At 51.8% G+C, this 15,636-nt stretch carries 15 protein-coding genes; 8 read left to right on the top strand and 7 right to left on the bottom strand.

All coding sequences use genetic code 11. The features are described from left to right. Positions 1-290: 290 nt before the first annotated feature. Entirely contained in the window at positions 291-1,556 is a 1,266-nt protein-coding gene (locus ACLJPE_RS02315) for a DUF4427 domain-containing protein (protein ID WP_039514070.1), read from the top strand. 158 nt (positions 1,557-1,714) lie between these two features. On the opposite strand, the gene ychF is transcribed toward ACLJPE_RS02315, so the two are convergent. Together ychF and pth are read right to left on the bottom strand one after the other, a co-directional pair. Further along, positions 1,715-2,806, bottom strand: coding sequence for a redox-regulated ATPase YchF (gene ychF / locus ACLJPE_RS02320; protein WP_023251757.1), 1,092 nt, complete (start codon positions 2,804-2,806; stop codon positions 1,715-1,717). 116 nt (positions 2,807-2,922) lie between these two features. Then, complete coding sequence (pth, locus tag ACLJPE_RS02325) at positions 2,923-3,507, bottom strand: aminoacyl-tRNA hydrolase (RefSeq protein WP_000985595.1); 585 nt, start codon at positions 3,505-3,507, stop codon at positions 2,923-2,925. A 275-nt stretch (positions 3,508-3,782) separates the two neighbouring features. On the opposite strand from pth, the gene ychH reads away from it, so the two are divergent. Beyond that, entirely contained in the window at positions 3,783-4,061 is a 279-nt protein-coding gene (ychH, locus tag ACLJPE_RS02330; protein WP_000823878.1) for a stress-induced protein YchH, read from the top strand. Positions 4,062-4,105: 44 nt separating this feature from the next. Here the strand turns inward: ychH and dauA are convergent, their stop codons facing one another. The 4 genes from dauA to lolB form a co-directional block, all read right to left on the bottom strand. Continuing rightward, positions 4,106-5,791 carry a C4-dicarboxylic acid transporter DauA gene (gene dauA / locus ACLJPE_RS02335; RefSeq protein ID WP_023251758.1) on the bottom strand — a complete coding sequence of 562 codons (1,686 nt, stop codon included), beginning with the start codon at positions 5,789-5,791 and terminating at the stop codon, positions 4,106-4,108. 124 nt (positions 5,792-5,915) lie between these two features. Then, positions 5,916-6,863: a ribose-phosphate diphosphokinase gene (gene prs / locus ACLJPE_RS02340; RefSeq protein ID WP_001518537.1), complete on the bottom strand. Its 948-nt coding sequence runs from the start codon at positions 6,861-6,863 to the stop codon at positions 5,916-5,918. Between the two features lie 265 nt (positions 6,864-7,128). Next, positions 7,129-7,980: a 4-(cytidine 5'-diphospho)-2-C-methyl-D-erythritol kinase gene (gene ispE, locus ACLJPE_RS02345; protein WP_023212657.1), complete on the bottom strand. Its 852-nt coding sequence runs from the start codon at positions 7,978-7,980 to the stop codon at positions 7,129-7,131. Then, complete coding sequence (gene lolB / locus ACLJPE_RS02350; RefSeq protein WP_000174484.1) at positions 7,977-8,600, bottom strand: lipoprotein insertase outer membrane protein LolB; 624 nt, start codon at positions 8,598-8,600, stop codon at positions 7,977-7,979. Before lolB ends, ispE begins: the two co-directional genes overlap by 4 nt. A 313-nt stretch (positions 8,601-8,913) precedes the next feature. Between lolB and hemA the strand changes: the two genes are divergently transcribed. The 6 genes from hemA to kdsA are packed head-to-tail and all read left to right on the top strand — an operon-like array spanning position 8,914 to position 14,217. Beyond that, positions 8,914-10,170, top strand: coding sequence for a glutamyl-tRNA reductase (gene hemA, locus ACLJPE_RS02355; RefSeq protein WP_000173208.1), 1,257 nt, complete (start codon positions 8,914-8,916; stop codon positions 10,168-10,170). A gap of 40 nt (positions 10,171-10,210) precedes the next feature. Further along, the gene (prfA, locus tag ACLJPE_RS02360; protein WP_000804708.1) at positions 10,211-11,293 is read left to right on the top strand and encodes a peptide chain release factor 1; all 1,083 of its coding nucleotides are present in this window, start codon (positions 10,211-10,213) and stop codon (positions 11,291-11,293) included. Next, positions 11,293-12,126, top strand: coding sequence for a peptide chain release factor N(5)-glutamine methyltransferase (gene prmC, locus ACLJPE_RS02365; protein WP_000347310.1), 834 nt, complete (start codon positions 11,293-11,295; stop codon positions 12,124-12,126). The genes prfA and prmC overlap by 1 nt, the downstream gene beginning before the upstream one ends. Beyond that, entirely contained in the window at positions 12,123-12,512 is a 390-nt protein-coding gene (gene sirB2 / locus ACLJPE_RS02370; RefSeq protein WP_000150667.1) for an invasion regulator SirB2, read from the top strand. Before prmC ends, sirB2 begins: the two co-directional genes overlap by 4 nt. Positions 12,513-12,515: 3 nt before the next feature. After that, positions 12,516-13,325 carry an invasion regulator SirB1 gene (gene sirB1 / locus ACLJPE_RS02375; RefSeq protein ID WP_023232890.1) on the top strand — a complete coding sequence of 270 codons (810 nt, stop codon included), beginning with the start codon at positions 12,516-12,518 and terminating at the stop codon, positions 13,323-13,325. A 37-nt stretch (positions 13,326-13,362) separates the two neighbouring features. Continuing rightward, positions 13,363-14,217, top strand: coding sequence for a 3-deoxy-8-phosphooctulonate synthase (gene kdsA / locus ACLJPE_RS02380; RefSeq protein ID WP_000811046.1), 855 nt, complete (start codon positions 13,363-13,365; stop codon positions 14,215-14,217). Between the two features lie 53 nt (positions 14,218-14,270). On the opposite strand, the gene chaA is transcribed toward kdsA, so the two are convergent. Beyond that, complete coding sequence (chaA, locus tag ACLJPE_RS02385; RefSeq protein ID WP_000148418.1) at positions 14,271-15,371, bottom strand: sodium-potassium/proton antiporter ChaA; 1,101 nt, start codon at positions 15,369-15,371, stop codon at positions 14,271-14,273. Positions 15,372-15,636: the final 265 nt, after the last annotated feature.

Raw genomic sequence — 15,636 nt, forward strand, 5'->3', positions numbered from 1 at the left:
GTGTGTGGGTATAGCTTATAGCGGTATATTTATACCCATTATCGGTTTTTCGGCGAAAGGGCCGTGGCGGGGAAGGACGGTTGAGCTTGTTCCAGGATGAGGTTTCAGCGAGTGACCTCGGGTAGATTTAGCCTGGTCTCGCCATTTCAGGGATACGTAAGTTGATGCAAAAGGAGGGAGGATTTGATGTCATCGTTAAAAGAAGCATACTTCGTGATGATTTTTATATAAAATGGTGGTGCTGGTTTTAAAGGAATGCAAAAAAGAGACTGTTTGAAAGAGGGCGTCCCATGAAAAATAACATCAGATTTGACTTGTCCGATTATTTGATTCATTTTTTTCGGGACGTTGATTTAGAGACCGGTAGCCATATTTATTTGCCTGAGCACTGTGGTTTTAATAATCAGCATCACGCATGTTTCATTGATGCTAAATATTTACTTAGATTATCTTTACGCAGTCATAAAATTTTCTCTTCCTGGTCATACCGAAATGGGCAACGAACCGTATATGGCGACTCCCCGGTGGTATGCTTTACAGATATGCCGATTGCAGCTTATTTAGAAACTGGTGTTCGCCGATTAGAACGAAATGAAAAAATCGGTTTATATGCAATCGTTTTACCTAAAGAGCAAATGTTTAATTATGGGGCAAGGCCAGTCATATATGGGTTAGATCAGCATAACAATGCTCGATACTCGCAAGGCAGAAACGGGGAACGTATTCTTGATGAAACGGTTCTTCCTTTGATTGAACAATATAGATATGTTACTTATGTTCCAGGTAAGGTTGACTGGACACATGAACGCGAATGGCGATGGCCATATCGTGGCGATATTAAAAATTTCCTTAATCATATTAAAGAGTATGGTATTCCGGAAGACATTGAAAATACCCCAAGGTTTGATTTTAAATCAAGCGAAATAAATGGTGCTGGAATAATCGTCCCGTTTGCAGAAGATATCCCTACCGTAGCTCACGATATTTTAACTTTAATTGACCGGGGTATCATTGGAAGAAATACTTTCAAATTCATTATAGCTGTAGAGAGTTTACAATCATGGACCCAGCTCTCGGAACCGGGCGCGTTACTGTCTTGTATTAATGATAATACTTTCGGATTTGAATCTTTTTTTGATTTATCTGCATCTAAAGTAAAAAATTATGCTGATTCTATCAATGATTATGTAAGTGAATTATATTCAAAAAAAGATTTTTTAAATGATAATTATGCAGTGGAATTTGGAAATGCCTGGGTCTGGATTCATGATAACCAATCCCAGGTGGTACGGGCGTTACTGCAGGCTGGAATGATCAAGGTTAATAAAGAAGGGCGGTACTTATTAGATGTTAATTTGGCTTCTGTTGATTGGCCATTAAGAAGGAAACAAGCTTTCGCAAGTCATGTTGCGGGATGGCTCAAACATCGTTTTGATATCGAAGCGGGAGGGTATTCCGTTCAGGGAAAAGATCATTATGATGCGATCCCAAGTTATGAGACGCCGCTAAAGGACCAGCACCCTTTTTATAATCATACAGTGAATGTCGACTGGTAATTAAGAAAAGAACTTACCCTGTTAGCTCTGCGTTAATTGAGCCTGTCAGCATGAGTTGAGATATTATGAAATAAAAAATCCACGCGGCTGCGTGGATTTTATGACTTTCTTTGCCTCTCATGAGGTTCAATGAAACCTCATGAGACAACAAATGTTATTTAGACGTTGAACAGGAAGTTCATTATATCGCCATCTTTAACGATGTAATCTTTGCCTTCCGCTCGCATCTTACCGGCTTCTTTCGCGCCTTGTTCACCTTTATAGGTAATAAAGTCGTCAAAGGCGATAGTTTGGGCGCGGATAAAGCCTTTTTCGAAGTCGGTATGGATTTTACCTGCCGCCTGCGGCGCGGTTGCGCCAACCGGAATGGTCCATGCGCGAACTTCTTTCACCCCGGCGGTAAAGTAGGTCTGGAGGTTCAGCAGGCGATAACCTGCGCGAATAACGCGGTTCAGCCCCGGTTCTTCCAGACCCAGTTCAGCCATAAATTCGTCGCGCTCGTCATCATCCAGCTCAGCAATATCAGCTTCGACGGCGGCACACACCGGAACCACGACCGAACCTTCTTTGGCGGCGATTTCGCGAACCTGGTCGAGATACGGGTTATTTTCAAAACCGTCTTCATTGACGTTAGCGATATACATCGTCGGCTTCAGCGTCAGGAAGCTTAAATAACGGATAGCCGCTTTATCTTCGTCCGTCAGGTCCAGCGAACGCAGCATCCCCGCTTCGGCCAGGTGCGGCAGGCATTTTTCCAGCGCGGCCAGTTCCGCTTTGGCGTCTTTATCGCCGCCTTTGGCTTTCTTCTGTACGCGATGGATAGCGCGCTCGCAGGTATCGAGGTCAGCCAGCGCCAGTTCGGTATTGATAACATCAATATCTTCTGTCGGATTTACTTTACCCGCCACGTGGATGATATTGTCGTTCTCAAAGCAGCGAACCACGTGACCGATAGCTTCGGTTTCACGGATATTGGTCAGGAACTGGTTACCCAACCCTTCGCCTTTGGACGCGCCTTTCACCAGACCGGCGATATCCACGAACTCCATCGTGGTTGGTAGAATGCGTTGCGGTTTAACAATCTCAGCCAACTGGTCCAGACGCGGATCGGGCATCGGCACGACACCGGTATTCGGTTCGATAGTGCAGAACGGAAAGTTTGCCGCTTCAATACCGGCTTTTGTCAGCGCGTTGAACAGGGTGGATTTCCCGACGTTGGGCAGACCGACGATACCGCATTTGAATCCCATGATTTAACTCACCTTAATATCTTAATAATCAACCTGTTATAGAAAACAGATTGCAGAAATGGAAATAACTTCGCCTATTATACACGGCGTGCGGCAAAAATGCCGCACATCACTGGTTATTGCGCCTTAAAGGTATGCAAACGGCTTGTTGCTTTGGCCAGACCCTCTTTGAACCACAATTCCGTACAGCGTGCCGCTTCGTCAATGGCCTCATCAATTAATTTTTGTTCAGAAACAGGGGGTTTACCCAGCACGAAACCAACAACTTTATTTTTATCGCCTGGATGACCAATTCCAACGCGTAAGCGGTGAAAGTTGGGATTATTGCCCAGCTTGCTGATGATGTCTTTCAGACCATTGTGGCCGCCGTGGCCGCCGCCAAGTTTAAATTTCGCGACGCCCGGAGGGAGATCCAGCTCGTCGTGAGCGACCAGAATTTCGTCCGGCTGAATACGGTAAAAACTGGCCATTGCGCCAACTGCTTTACCACTGAGGTTCATGAACGTGGTGGGTACCAGCAGGCGAACATCTTCCCCTTCCAGCGTGATGCGTGAGGTATAGCCAAAGAATTTAGGCTCTTCACGCAATGGCGCACGCAGGCGCTCCGCCAGTAAATCGACGTACCATGCGCCTGCATTGTGTCGCGTCGCGGCATATTCCGCGCCGGGATTCGCCAGACCAACAATCAATTTAATTGCCACGTTTTTTGTCCTGAGTAGATCCATAACTGGCGCGTAGTTTACTGTCTGTCTGCCCGCTTGACAAAACACAGCGACACTCTGAAGTAAATTAAATAATTGCCAGCATTGATTATTAAAAATGTAAACTGTTCAGTGTGTTATTTGTAAAGTTTTGTTAAATGAAACTTTACATTTGTGATCACAGCCGCACTTACAAACGAAAGTGTTGTCTATACTTTACACATAAAGTTTAGGGGGATTTCCTAAAAACAACCCAAAAGTTCCGGAGGTGACATATGAAACGCAAAAACGCTTCGTTATTCGGTAACGTGCTGATGGGGTTGGGGCTGGTCGTGATGGTTGTCGGCGTGGGTTACTCTATTTTAAACCAACTGCCGCAGTTTAATTTGCCGCAATTTTTTGCGCATGGCGCAATACTGAGCATTTTTGTCGGTGCAGTTCTTTGGCTGGCGGGGGCTCGTGTAGGGGGGCATGAGCAGGTGAGCGACAAATATTGGTGGGTACGTCACTATGACAAACGTTGCCGCCGTAACGACAATCGTCGTCATAGCTAACCGGTTCAGGCCCGGTAAGCGTTATCGCCACCGGGCATTGTCCATTAACTGAGTAAATCCGCTAACGCCTCCGTCCTGTTCGGGAAGAAGGTCAGACGCCCAGGAATAGGTTTGATACCGGCACGCGCCATTGTGCGCAGCGGTTGGAACTCCAGGTTACTGATACGCAATTCGCAACCCTCCGGCAGACGCTTCACAAAACGCTGAAAAGCATCAAGCCCGCCTGCATCCAGTACTGGCACTGCGTCCCATTTCAGAACGACGATACGTTTGCCCTTAATACGTGACTCAAGGTCGGTAAACAGCCCTTCCGCCGCAGCGAAAAAGAGCGGCCCGATAACACGCAGCACCAGCACATCTTCAGGCACATCGACATTGACCGGCGCAAGTCGAGTCATTCGCGCAATACGGCGCATAAACAGCAGGGAAGCAAGGACAATCCCCACGCTGATGGCGATGACCATATCAAACAGAACCGTTAATGACATGCACAGCAGCATAACGATAATGTCGTCTTTCGGTGCATGGCGTAACAGATCCACCACTTTATGGGCTTCACTCATATTCCATGCCACCATCAGCAGTAGCGCCGCCATCGCGGAAAGCGGCAGCCAGGAGAGTAGCGGGGCTAAGACCAGTAGCGCCAGAATAACCAGGATAGCGTGAATTACCGCTGAGACGGGAGAGGTCGCGCCAGCGCGGACGTTGGCGGCAGAGCGGGCAATCGCGGCGGTGGCGGTGATGCCGCCAAAGAACGGCGCGATCATATTCCCCAGCCCCTGGCCGATAAGTTCGCTGTTAGCTTTATGTTTGGTGCCGGTCATGCCGTCCAGCACGACGGCGCAGAGCAATGATTCGATTGCCCCCAGCATTGCCATTGAGAAAGCCGCTGGCAGCAGCGCGCGCAGTGAATCCCAGCTTAGCGTGAAATCGGAGCCTGGAAGACTCCACGGCAGCATCAGTTGCGGCAGGAGCTGCGGGATGCCGTTGCCCTGAGTGCCGTCAGCCAGAACGTAATGGAACTGTGAGCCGATAGTCGCCACATTGCCGCCCAGCAGATTAACAATCCCCATTACGGCGCAACCGGCCAGCAGCGCGGGAAGATGTCCTGGCAGACGAATACCGAGACGCGGCCAGAAAATCAACGTTCCCAGCGTTACCACGCCAATGGCGGCATCGCCAATATTGACGGTGGGCAACGCCATAAACAGCGCGCCGACTTTCTGCAAATAGTGCTCTGGCACATGGGCCATCTGCAGACCAAGAAAATCTTTAATCTGCATGGTACCGATGGTAATACCAATCCCTGAGGTAAAACCCAACGTGACCGACACCGGGATATATTCAATCAATCGCCCCAGTCTCGCCAGGCCGAAAAGGATCAGGAAGAAGCCCGACATCAGCGTGGCGACCAGTAGGCCCGCCAGACCAAACTGTTGCGATACCGGATACAAAATCACCACAAACGCGGCGGTAGGGCCGGAAACGCTAAAGCGCGAGCCGCCGGTTAGCGCGATCACGATCCCGGCGACAGCGGAGGTATAGAGGCCATATTGCGGCGCAACGCCACTGCCAATTGCCAGCGCCATCGCCAGCGGGATAGCAATAATCCCGACGGTGATCCCGGCTATCACATCACGGGTGAACCGGGAGGCGGTATATTTTTCTTTCCAGCAAGCATCGATGAGAGCGCGGAAAGGCATCACATGTGAGGAAAATAATTTGTTCACAATAATGTTTCATCCATGAGCGCATCATCTGTCAACTAAATGGCAGGTGAAGGAGGCATAAGTCATACAAAAGGGTGTTACAGACAAAAAAACCCGCCGCAGCGGGTTTCAGATCCGGGTTCGATCAATGCTCGAACATGGCGGAAATCGATTCTTCGTTGCTGATACGGCGAATCGCTTCGGCCAGCATACCTGACAGGGTCAAGGTACGCACGTTCGGCAGCGCTTTGATTTCGTCGGTCAGCGGAATGGTGTCGCAGACAACGACTTCATCAATAACGGAGTTGCGCAGGTTGTTTGCCGCATTGCCTGAGAAGATCGGGTGCGTCGCGTAGGCAAACACGCGTTTAGCGCCACGTTCTTTCAATGCTTCTGCTGCTTTGCACAGAGTACCGCCGGTATCGATCATATCATCAACCAGCACGCAGTCACGGCCAGCGACGTCGCCGATGATGTGCATCACCTGAGAAACGTTCGCGCGCGGACGACGTTTATCAATGATAGCCATATCGGTATCGTTCAGCAGCTTAGCGATAGCGCGGGCACGAACCACGCCGCCAATATCCGGAGAAACCACGATCGGGTTATCCAGATTCAGTTGCAGCATATCTTCGAGCAGGATTGGGCTACCGAACACGTTATCAACCGGAACGTCAAAGAAGCCCTGGATCTGTTCAGCATGCAGATCTACGGTGAGAACGCGGTCAACGCCGACGCTGGACAGGAAGTCAGCGACAACTTTTGCGGTAATCGGCACACGGGCGGAACGTACGCGACGGTCCTGACGTGCATAGCCAAAGTAGGGGATAACGGCGGTGATACGACCTGCGGAAGCACGACGCAGGGCATCAACCATAACGACCAATTCCATCAGGTTGTCGTTGGTTGGGGCACAAGTGGACTGGATGATGAAAATATCACCACCGCGTACATTTTCGTTGATTTGTACGCTGACTTCGCCGTCGCTAAAGCGACCTACGGCGGCGTCGCCGAGAGAAGTGTACAGGCGGTTGGCAATACGTTGTGCTAGTTCCGGGGTGGCGTTACCAGCAAAAAGCTTCATATCAGGCACGAGAAGAACCTCAGGCATGCGTCCATTGGTGGAAAAGATTTGCCGAAAACTGTGCGGGCTAGGCAAAATCCTATCCAGGCGGTGTATTAAAGAGCGCGATGCAACGTCTGGAACAAGGTGACGTTGTCACCGAAGCTCAGCTTGCCCGGCTTACTCGTCTTCATTCACGTTTCATGTGCGCTGGTATCGATGTCTCACACCGGTCAAATACGGCATATATGACCGGCGACTCGTCATTTCGCCATCTTCCTGAAACCCGAATGCGTTAGAGTAACTCTCGATGCAATGGGGAGAGGTTGACACCCTTCGCCACAAAAGCATTGAGCCATTCCGGGGCTTGCTCAAGCACCTGGCGAGCACAAGACTCTGTATCGAATTCAGCAAAGACACAGGCCCCTGTCCCAGTCAGGCGCGATGGCGCGTATTCTAACAGCCAGGAAAGCGCCGCATCAACCTCGCGAAAACGTTTTCTTGCGATAACCTCGCAATCATTGCTGAATTCACATTTTAGTAACGTATCTATTGACCTTTTTGGCGTATTACGCGGCAATTGAGGATCTTTAAAGATAACCGGTGTCGGAATGCTTACGCCAGGGTGCGCGACCAGATACCATTTTTCCGGCGGATTCACCGGCGTTAATATTTCGCCTACGCCTTCGGCAAACGCGGCGTGGCCACGAACAAAGACCGGGACGTCGGCGCCGAGCGTTAGGCCGAGCGTCGCCAGTTCATCAATGGAAAGCCCGCATTGCCAAAGATGATTGAGCGCCACCAGAACGGTCGCGGCGTTAGACGAGCCGCCGCCCAGACCGCCGCCCATGGGAAGGCGCTTCTCAATGCTGATATCCGCGCCGCTTCCGGCGGGCAGGCGCCCACTCTCCGAGGCGGCTTTCATCAACAGCCGCGCGGCGCGGACGATCAGATTGTCTTCATTTTCAACGCCGGTAACCGGCGTTAATAAATGGATTTCGCCATCGTGACGCGGTTCGATGTGGAGTGTGTCGCCATAATCCAGAAACTGAAACAGCGTCTGCAGCGTGTGGTAGCCGTCTGCACGCTGTCCGGTGATATATAAAAACAGGTTTAATTTTGCCGGAGAAGGCCAATGGGTCATCATTTCACAATCCAGTTATCCATTTTCAGCTTAATGCGCTGACTGCCGTCTGAAAGCTCCATATTGGCAGGCATGGCAGGCTGCGTTTTGCTGTCATAGCCACCGTAAACCACTTTCCAGTTTTTACCATCCTGGCGGTAGTTCACTTCGCTCAGGCGGTACTGGTCGTCCAGTTTGTAGTCGGTGGCATCGCCAGGCAGGCCGAGGATCCACTGCCGCAGGCTGTTTAACGGAATCGGCATCCCGGTGAGTTTGCCGATCATCTCTTCGGCGTCATCGGCGGTATAACGCTGGCCTTTGTTATCCACCAACTGGACGTTGCCCGGCTGGGCGTTAAGCTCCAGCTCGGTGCTGCCCAGCGGGTTGGTAAGCAGCAGGCGGTAGCGATCCTGTCCGGTCTGTTGCCAGAAGAAGCGCGCATAGACTTTCTGATCATCTGAGATGTAAGCAAAGGCGCCGCGCGTCTGGTATTGATTCAGATGACGCACCTCTTGCTGATGCTGGCGCCACTGAGGGGAATCCGGGCTCTTGCCCGGGCCTTTATGCCCAGGAAGCGTACAGGCGGTGAGAACCAGGCTTGCTAACGGCAGTAGACGAATCAGGCGAAAATCGGGCAGGGTCATAGTGATGACGAATCCTTGTGATACGGTGCAATAATTGCCTGATGGCGTTACGCTTATCAGGCCTGAAAACTGAACCTGCAGGCTGTAAAAACGTTCGCGCCGCGATTCGGCAAATTTTTGCTATCGGTTACAGTTATAGCCTTTAATGCTAGCGCCGCCTGGTGACATCGTCTACTTTCAAGTTGTCTTAAATCATCAAATTAGCGAGCGCTGCCAATTACTCCAAAAGGGGGCTCTCTCTTTTATTGACCACGCGCATCCTGTATGATGCAAGCAGACTAACCATATCAACGCTGGTACTACTCCCGCAGACATGACCCTTTTAGCGCTCGGTATTAACCATAAAACGGCACCTGTATCGCTGCGAGAACGCGTAACGTTTTCGCCGGACACGCTTGATCAGGCGCTGGACAGTCTGCTTGCGCAGCCAATGGTGCAGGGCGGGGTCGTGCTGTCAACTTGTAACCGTACAGAGTTGTATTTGAGCGTGGAAGAGCAGGATAACCTGCAGGAAGCGCTGATCCGCTGGTTATGCGATTACCATAACCTGAACGAGGACGATCTGCGCAACAGTCTGTACTGGCATCAGGACAATGACGCCGTCAGCCACCTGATGCGCGTCGCCAGCGGTCTGGATTCACTGGTGCTGGGCGAACCGCAAATCCTCGGTCAGGTGAAAAAAGCGTTTGCGGATTCGCAAAAAGGCCACCTTAACGCCAGCGCGCTGGAGCGAATGTTTCAGAAGTCTTTTTCCGTCGCCAAGCGAGTGCGGACTGAAACCGATATCGGCGCCAGCGCCGTCTCCGTCGCGTTTGCCGCCTGTACGCTCGCCCGCCAAATCTTTGAATCGCTCTCGACGGTCACTGTACTGTTAGTTGGCGCGGGCGAAACTATTGAACTGGTGGCGCGTCACCTGCGCGAGCATAAAGTACAAAAGATGATTATCGCCAACCGAACCCGCGAGCGCGCGCAAGCCCTGGCGGATGAAGTAGGCGCTGAGGTTATCTCGCTCAGCGATATCGACGCCCGTTTGCAGGATGCCGATATTATCATCAGTTCGACCGCTAGCCCGCTGCCGATTATCGGTAAAGGCATGGTGGAGCGCGCATTAAAAAGCCGTCGCAACCAGCCGATGCTGCTGGTGGATATCGCCGTACCGCGCGACGTTGAGCCGGAAGTCGGCAAACTGGCGAACGCTTATCTTTATAGCGTCGATGATTTACAGAGCATCATTTCGCACAATCTGGCGCAGCGTCAGGCTGCGGCGGTGGAAGCGGAAACGATTGTTGAGCAGGAAGCCAGCGAGTTTATGGCCTGGCTACGCGCCCAGGGGGCCAGCGAGACCATTCGGGAATACCGTAGTCAGTCGGAGCAGATTCGTGACGAACTGACTACCAAAGCGCTGTCGGCCCTTCAACAGGGCGGCGATGCGCAAGCCATCTTGCAGGATCTGGCATGGAAACTGACCAACCGCCTGATTCATGCGCCAACGAAATCACTTCAACAGGCTGCCCGTGACGGGGATGACGAACGCCTGAATATTCTGCGCGACAGCCTCGGGCTGGAGTAGCAGCACACACCACACTTTTTTACAGGGTGAATTTACGCCTATGAAGCCTTCTATCGTTGCCAAACTGGAAGCCCTGCACGAACGCCATGAGGAAGTTCAGGCGTTGCTGGGCGATGCGGGAATTATCGCCGACCAGGACCGCTTTCGCGCATTGTCGCGCGAATATGCGCAATTAAGCGACGTTTCTCGCTGTTTTACGGACTGGCAACAGGTTCAGGACGATATCGAGACGGCTCAGATGATGCTCGACGATCCTGAAATGCGAGAAATGGCGCAGGAAGAACTGCGCGAAGCGAAAGAAAAAAGCGAACAACTGGAGCAACAGTTACAGGTACTGCTGCTGCCGAAAGATCCGGACGATGAACGAAACGCGTTCCTTGAGGTTCGCGCCGGCACCGGCGGCGATGAAGCCGCGCTGTTTGCCGGCGATCTGTTCCGCATGTACAGCCGTTATGCCGAATCGCGCCGCTGGCGCGTGGAGATCATGAGCATGAGCGAAGGCGAGCATGGCGGTTATAAAGAGATCATCGCCAAAATCAGCGGCGACGGCGTGTATGGCCGACTGAAATTTGAGTCCGGCGGACACCGCGTACAGCGTGTTCCGGCGACCGAGTCGCAGGGGCGTATCCATACCTCCGCCTGTACCGTCGCCGTGATGCCGGAGCTGCCGGAAGCCGAGCTGCCGGATATTAACCCGGCGGATCTGCGCATTGATACGTTTCGTTCTTCCGGCGCGGGCGGTCAGCACGTTAACACCACCGACTCCGCTATCCGTATTACCCACTTGCCGACCGGCATCGTGGTGGAATGCCAGGACGAGCGTTCGCAGCATAAAAACAAAGCGAAAGCGCTCTCGGTGCTCGGGGCGCGTATTCACGCCGCCGAAACGGCAAAACGCCAGCAGGCCGAGGCGTCAACGCGCCGCAACCTGCTTGGCAGCGGCGATCGCAGCGATCGTAACCGGACCTATAATTTCCCGCAGGGGCGCGTGACCGATCATCGTATTAATCTGACGTTATATCGCCTTGATGAAACGATGGAAGGTAAGTTGGATATGCTGATTGAGCCGATTGTTCAGGAACATCAGGCTGACCTGTTAGCCGCGTTGTCCGAGCAGGAATAATGGATTTTCAGCACTGGCTGCATGAGGCGGTAAACCAGCTCCGGGACAGCGACAGCCCCCGGCGCGACGCCGAGATCCTGCTTGAGTACGTTACGGGCAAGGGGCGGACGTATATCATGGCCTTTGGCGAAACGCCGCTTACTGACGTCCAGCAACAACAGCTCGCGGATCTGCTGCAGCGGCGTAAACAGGGCGAACCCATTGCGTACCTGACGGGCTTACGCGAATTCTGGTCGCTGCCGCTCTTCGTTTCTCCCGCCACGCTAATCCCGCGCCCGGATACCGAATGTCTGGTGGAACAGGCGTTGGCGCGATTGCCGGTCAAAACCTGTCGTATTCTGGATTTAGGCACCGGAACTGGCGCGATTGCGCTGGCGCTGGCCTGCGAGCGACCGGATTGTGAGGTGACTGCGGTCGATCGTATGCCTGATGCGGTTGCGCTGGCGATACGCAACGCGGAACATTTGGCTATCCGGAATGTGCGTATACTGCAAAGTTGTTGGTTCAGCGCGCTATCGGGGCAGCAGTTCGACATGATTGTCAGCAATCCGCCCTACATTGACGCGCAGGACCCGCACCTTAGCGAAGGCGATGTACGCTTTGAACCGCGCTCGGCGTTGGTGGCGGACGAAAACGGTATGGCGGATCTTACGCATATTATCGATAACGCCCGCCAGATGTTAACGCCCGGCGGCTTCCTGCTGCTGGAACACGGTTGGCAGCAAGGCGAAGCGGTAAGAGCGGTTTTCAGGCGGTCTGGTTACTCGGATGTAGAAACGTGTCGTGATTATGGCGGTAATGAACGCGTGACCTGCGGACGTTTTACGCCATGACAATTGCGATGCTGCTCACGCTTCATCTTATCTGTGTTGCGCTCTCCGTCAGTTTGTTTGTCGCTCGTTACTGGTGGCGCTATTGCGGCCATGCGTTGGCCGCCGCGCGCTGGACACGAATCGTGCCTCCCGTCATAGATACCCTGTTACTGCTTAGCGGTATTGGGTTAATCGTTAAAACGCACATCCTGCCATTCACGGAGTCGGGCTCATGGCTGACTGAAAAACTGTTTGGCGTTATCATCTACATCGTTTTGGGTTTTATTGCGCTTGATTATCGTCAGGCGCGCAGCCAGCAGGCGCGTTTTATCGCTTTCCCGCTGGCGCTGGTGGTGCTGTACATCATCATTAAACTCGCCACCACAAAAATACCGTTACTGGGGTAAGTCATGAGGTCGTTAGCTGATTTCGAATTTAACAATGCGCCGCTGTGTGATGGCATGATCCTGGCATCAGAGATGATTCGCCTGGATTTTCCCACGCAGTTTGTCTACGACGAACTGGAACGTCTGGTCAGTCTGGCGCAGGAAGAAATTAGCCAGCTCCTGTCTCAGGATGAGCAACTGGAAAAATTGCTGGCTCTTTTTTACGGCGAGTGGGGGTTCACGGATTCCCGCGGCGTCTACCGTCTTTCTGATGCTTTATGGCTCGATAAAGTCCTGAAAAAACGCCAGGGTAGCGCGGTATCGTTGGGCGCTATTTTATTATGGATAGCAAACCGTCTTGATTTGCCGTTGGTGCCCGTTATCTTCCCAACGCAGTTGATTTTGCGTATTGAATCGCTGGAAGGGGCAATGTGGCTGATTAACCCGTTCAACGGTGAAACGCTTGATGAACATACTCTGGAAGTCTGGTTAAAAGGCAATATTAGTCCGGTCGCCGAGTTGTTTAACGAAGATTTGGACGAGGCGGATAACGCCGAAGTGATTCGTAAGCTACTGGATACGCTGAAATCCTCGCTGATGGAGGAACGGCAAATGGAGCTGGCGCTGCGCGTTAGCGAAGCATTGTTGCAATTTAACCCGGAAGATCCTTACGAAATCCGTGACCGCGGGTTGATCTACGCGCAGCTTGAGTGTGAACACGTTGCGCTGACTGATTTAAGCTACTTCGTTGAACAGTGTCCGGAAGACCCGATCAGCGAAATGATTCGTGCGCAGATCAACACCATTGCGCACAAGCAAATTGTTCTACATTAATTAACCGACATTTTACCTATAAGTGTAAGGCGATCCTATGAAACAAAAAGTGGTTAACATTGGCGACATTAAGGTGGCAAATGACCTGCCGTTTGTGCTGTTTGGCGGTATGAACGTGCTGGAGTCACGCGATCTGGCAATGCGCATTTGTGAGCACTACGTAACCGTTACCCAGAAGCTGGGTATTCCTTACGTGTTCAAGGCCTCTTTTGATAAAGCCAACCGTTCCTCTATTCACTCTTACCGTGGGCCGGGTCTGGAAGAAGGGATGAAAATCTTCCAGGAGCTCAAACAGACATTTGGCGTAAAAGTGATCACTGACGTCCATGAAGCCAGCCAGGCGCAGCCTGTTGCTGATGTGGTTGACGTGATTCAGCTCCCAGCGTTTCTGGCGCGCCAGACCGACCTGGTGGAAGCGATGGCGAAAACCGGCGCTGTGATTAACGTGAAAAAGCCGCAGTTCGTAAGCCCGGGTCAGATGGGCAATATCGTGGATAAGTTCCATGAGGGCGGTAACGATAAGGTGATTCTGTGCGACCGCGGCGCGAACTTCGGTTATGACAACCTGGTGGTAGATATGCTGGGCTTTAGCGTGATGAAAAAGGTCTCCGGCAACTCGCCGGTGATTTTCGACGTTACCCACGCGCTGCAATGCCGCGACCCATTTGGCGCCGCCTCTGGCGGTCGTCGTGGTCAGGTGACCGAGCTGGCGCGCGCCGGTATGGCTGTCGGTCTGGCGGGCCTGTTCCTGGAGTCGCATCCGGACCCGGCTAACGCGAAGTGCGACGGTCCTTCCGCGCTGCCGCTGGCGAAACTGGAGCAGTTCCTGACCCAGATAAAAGCGATTGATGATTTGGTGAAAAGCTTCGACGAGCTGGATACCGAGAACTGATTGCGGTTTTTAGCTTGTGTAGGCCGGATAAGATACTATCCGGCTTTTTTATATCAGGCAAAAATCGTCATCAGATAGGCGGCAAATAAAGCCAGATGCGCCGCGCCGTTTAGCACGTTGGTGCGTCCGGTAGAGAACGAAATATGGCACAGCACTAACGAGGCTACCATCACTACCATTTCCGGCGCGCCTAAACCAAACACCAGATCATTACCTGTCGCCCAGGCGATGAGCGTGACGACCGGCACGGTTAATGAAATCGTCGCCAACACCGATCCGAAGAACAGATTCATTGCCCGTTGAACCTGATTATTCAGTACCGCCTTCAGCGCGCCCAGTCCTTCCGGCGAGAGAATTAACAGCGCGACCAGGAAACCGGTAAAGGCGACCGGCGCGTTCATGCTGGTCAGCAACGCCTCCAGCGGGCTGGCATTCATTTTGGTAACGGCAATGACCGCAATTAAATGAATGAGTAACCAGACCGTATGCCAGCCGCTACTGTGCGCGGAGGGTTTACCGTGGTGTGGATTGTCATCATCGCCTTCATCTTCATGTTCATAGATAAATAAGCTCTGGTGCGTTTTGGTTTGAATCAACAAAAATACGCCGTACATCGCGGCAGAAATTAACGCGACCAATAATGCCTGACCGGTAGAGAAATTGGCTTGCGGCAATGCCATGGGAAAAACCAGCACAATAATCGCCAGCGGAAACAGCGCGATAAGATACTGCTTAATCCCGAATAAATTCATATATTGCGTTGCGAATTTACGCCCGCCCAACAACAACGAGAAACCGACCAGTCCCCCGGTGACAATCATAATAATAGAGTAGAGCGTATCACGCATAAGCGTTGGCGCAGCATCGCCGGTGGCCATCAGCGCTGAAATTAAACTCACCTCAAGAATAACGACGGACAGGCTTAAAATAAGCGATCCGTAGGGTTCGCCGAGTCGGTGCGCTAATACATCGGCATGACGGACCACGCTAAATGCGCTGCTTAAAATACCAATAAGTGCAAGGATATTGATGCCAATAACCACTGGTAGTGACTGGCTGCTTCCCCAAAGGAACAGCACTACCAGCGCAAGAACCGGGAAAATAAGCGAAGTCTCCTTATGGCGGGTTTTCACCGCCTCACAGGCATGTGTCATGAGGGTCTCCCTTGTGCAGGTGTTAATATTTTGGAAAGAGTAAAGAAGGTAAAAATAGCAGAAATTTGTATTTTTTTAGTGGTTTTTTACGTAGTTTTACGGCGTAGACGATTTTTTTCTTTCAAGGTCAGTAAAACAAGCATCTTGTTTTAACAGTGTTTAAATAACAAAAAGTTAATTTCCGTAAAAAGCAAAAATCCTCCTCGACTGGCGTAATAACGCATTGTTTACCACACTTAATGTTTTCCCTGAAGACGGAGGTGCG

The sequence above is a fragment of the Salmonella sp. SAL04196 genome (assembly GCF_046550835.1).
In the GTDB taxonomy this organism is placed as follows: domain Bacteria; phylum Pseudomonadota; class Gammaproteobacteria; order Enterobacterales; family Enterobacteriaceae; genus Salmonella; species Salmonella enterica.

Coding starts and splice junctions, on each gene's coding strand:
- sirB2 (WP_000150667.1), top strand. CDS start 12,123: ATGACAATTGCGATGCTGCTCACGCTTCATCTTATCTGTGTTGCGCTC.
- ACLJPE_RS02315 (WP_039514070.1), top strand. CDS start 291: ATGAAAAATAACATCAGATTTGACTTGTCCGATTATTTGATTCATTTT.
- ychH (WP_000823878.1), top strand. CDS start 3,783: ATGAAACGCAAAAACGCTTCGTTATTCGGTAACGTGCTGATGGGGTTG.
- sirB1 (WP_023232890.1), top strand. CDS start 12,516: ATGAGGTCGTTAGCTGATTTCGAATTTAACAATGCGCCGCTGTGTGAT.
- lolB (WP_000174484.1), bottom strand. CDS start 8,600: ATGACCCTGCCCGATTTTCGCCTGATTCGTCTACTGCCGTTAGCAAGC.
- prmC (WP_000347310.1), top strand. CDS start 11,293: ATGGATTTTCAGCACTGGCTGCATGAGGCGGTAAACCAGCTCCGGGAC.
- ispE (WP_023212657.1), bottom strand. CDS start 7,980: ATGATGACCCATTGGCCTTCTCCGGCAAAATTAAACCTGTTTTTATAT.
- kdsA (WP_000811046.1), top strand. CDS start 13,363: ATGAAACAAAAAGTGGTTAACATTGGCGACATTAAGGTGGCAAATGAC.
- hemA (WP_000173208.1), top strand. CDS start 8,914: ATGACCCTTTTAGCGCTCGGTATTAACCATAAAACGGCACCTGTATCG.
- chaA (WP_000148418.1), bottom strand. CDS start 15,371: ATGACACATGCCTGTGAGGCGGTGAAAACCCGCCATAAGGAGACTTCG.
- prfA (WP_000804708.1), top strand. CDS start 10,211: ATGAAGCCTTCTATCGTTGCCAAACTGGAAGCCCTGCACGAACGCCAT.
- ychF (WP_023251757.1), bottom strand. CDS start 2,806: ATGGGATTCAAATGCGGTATCGTCGGTCTGCCCAACGTCGGGAAATCC.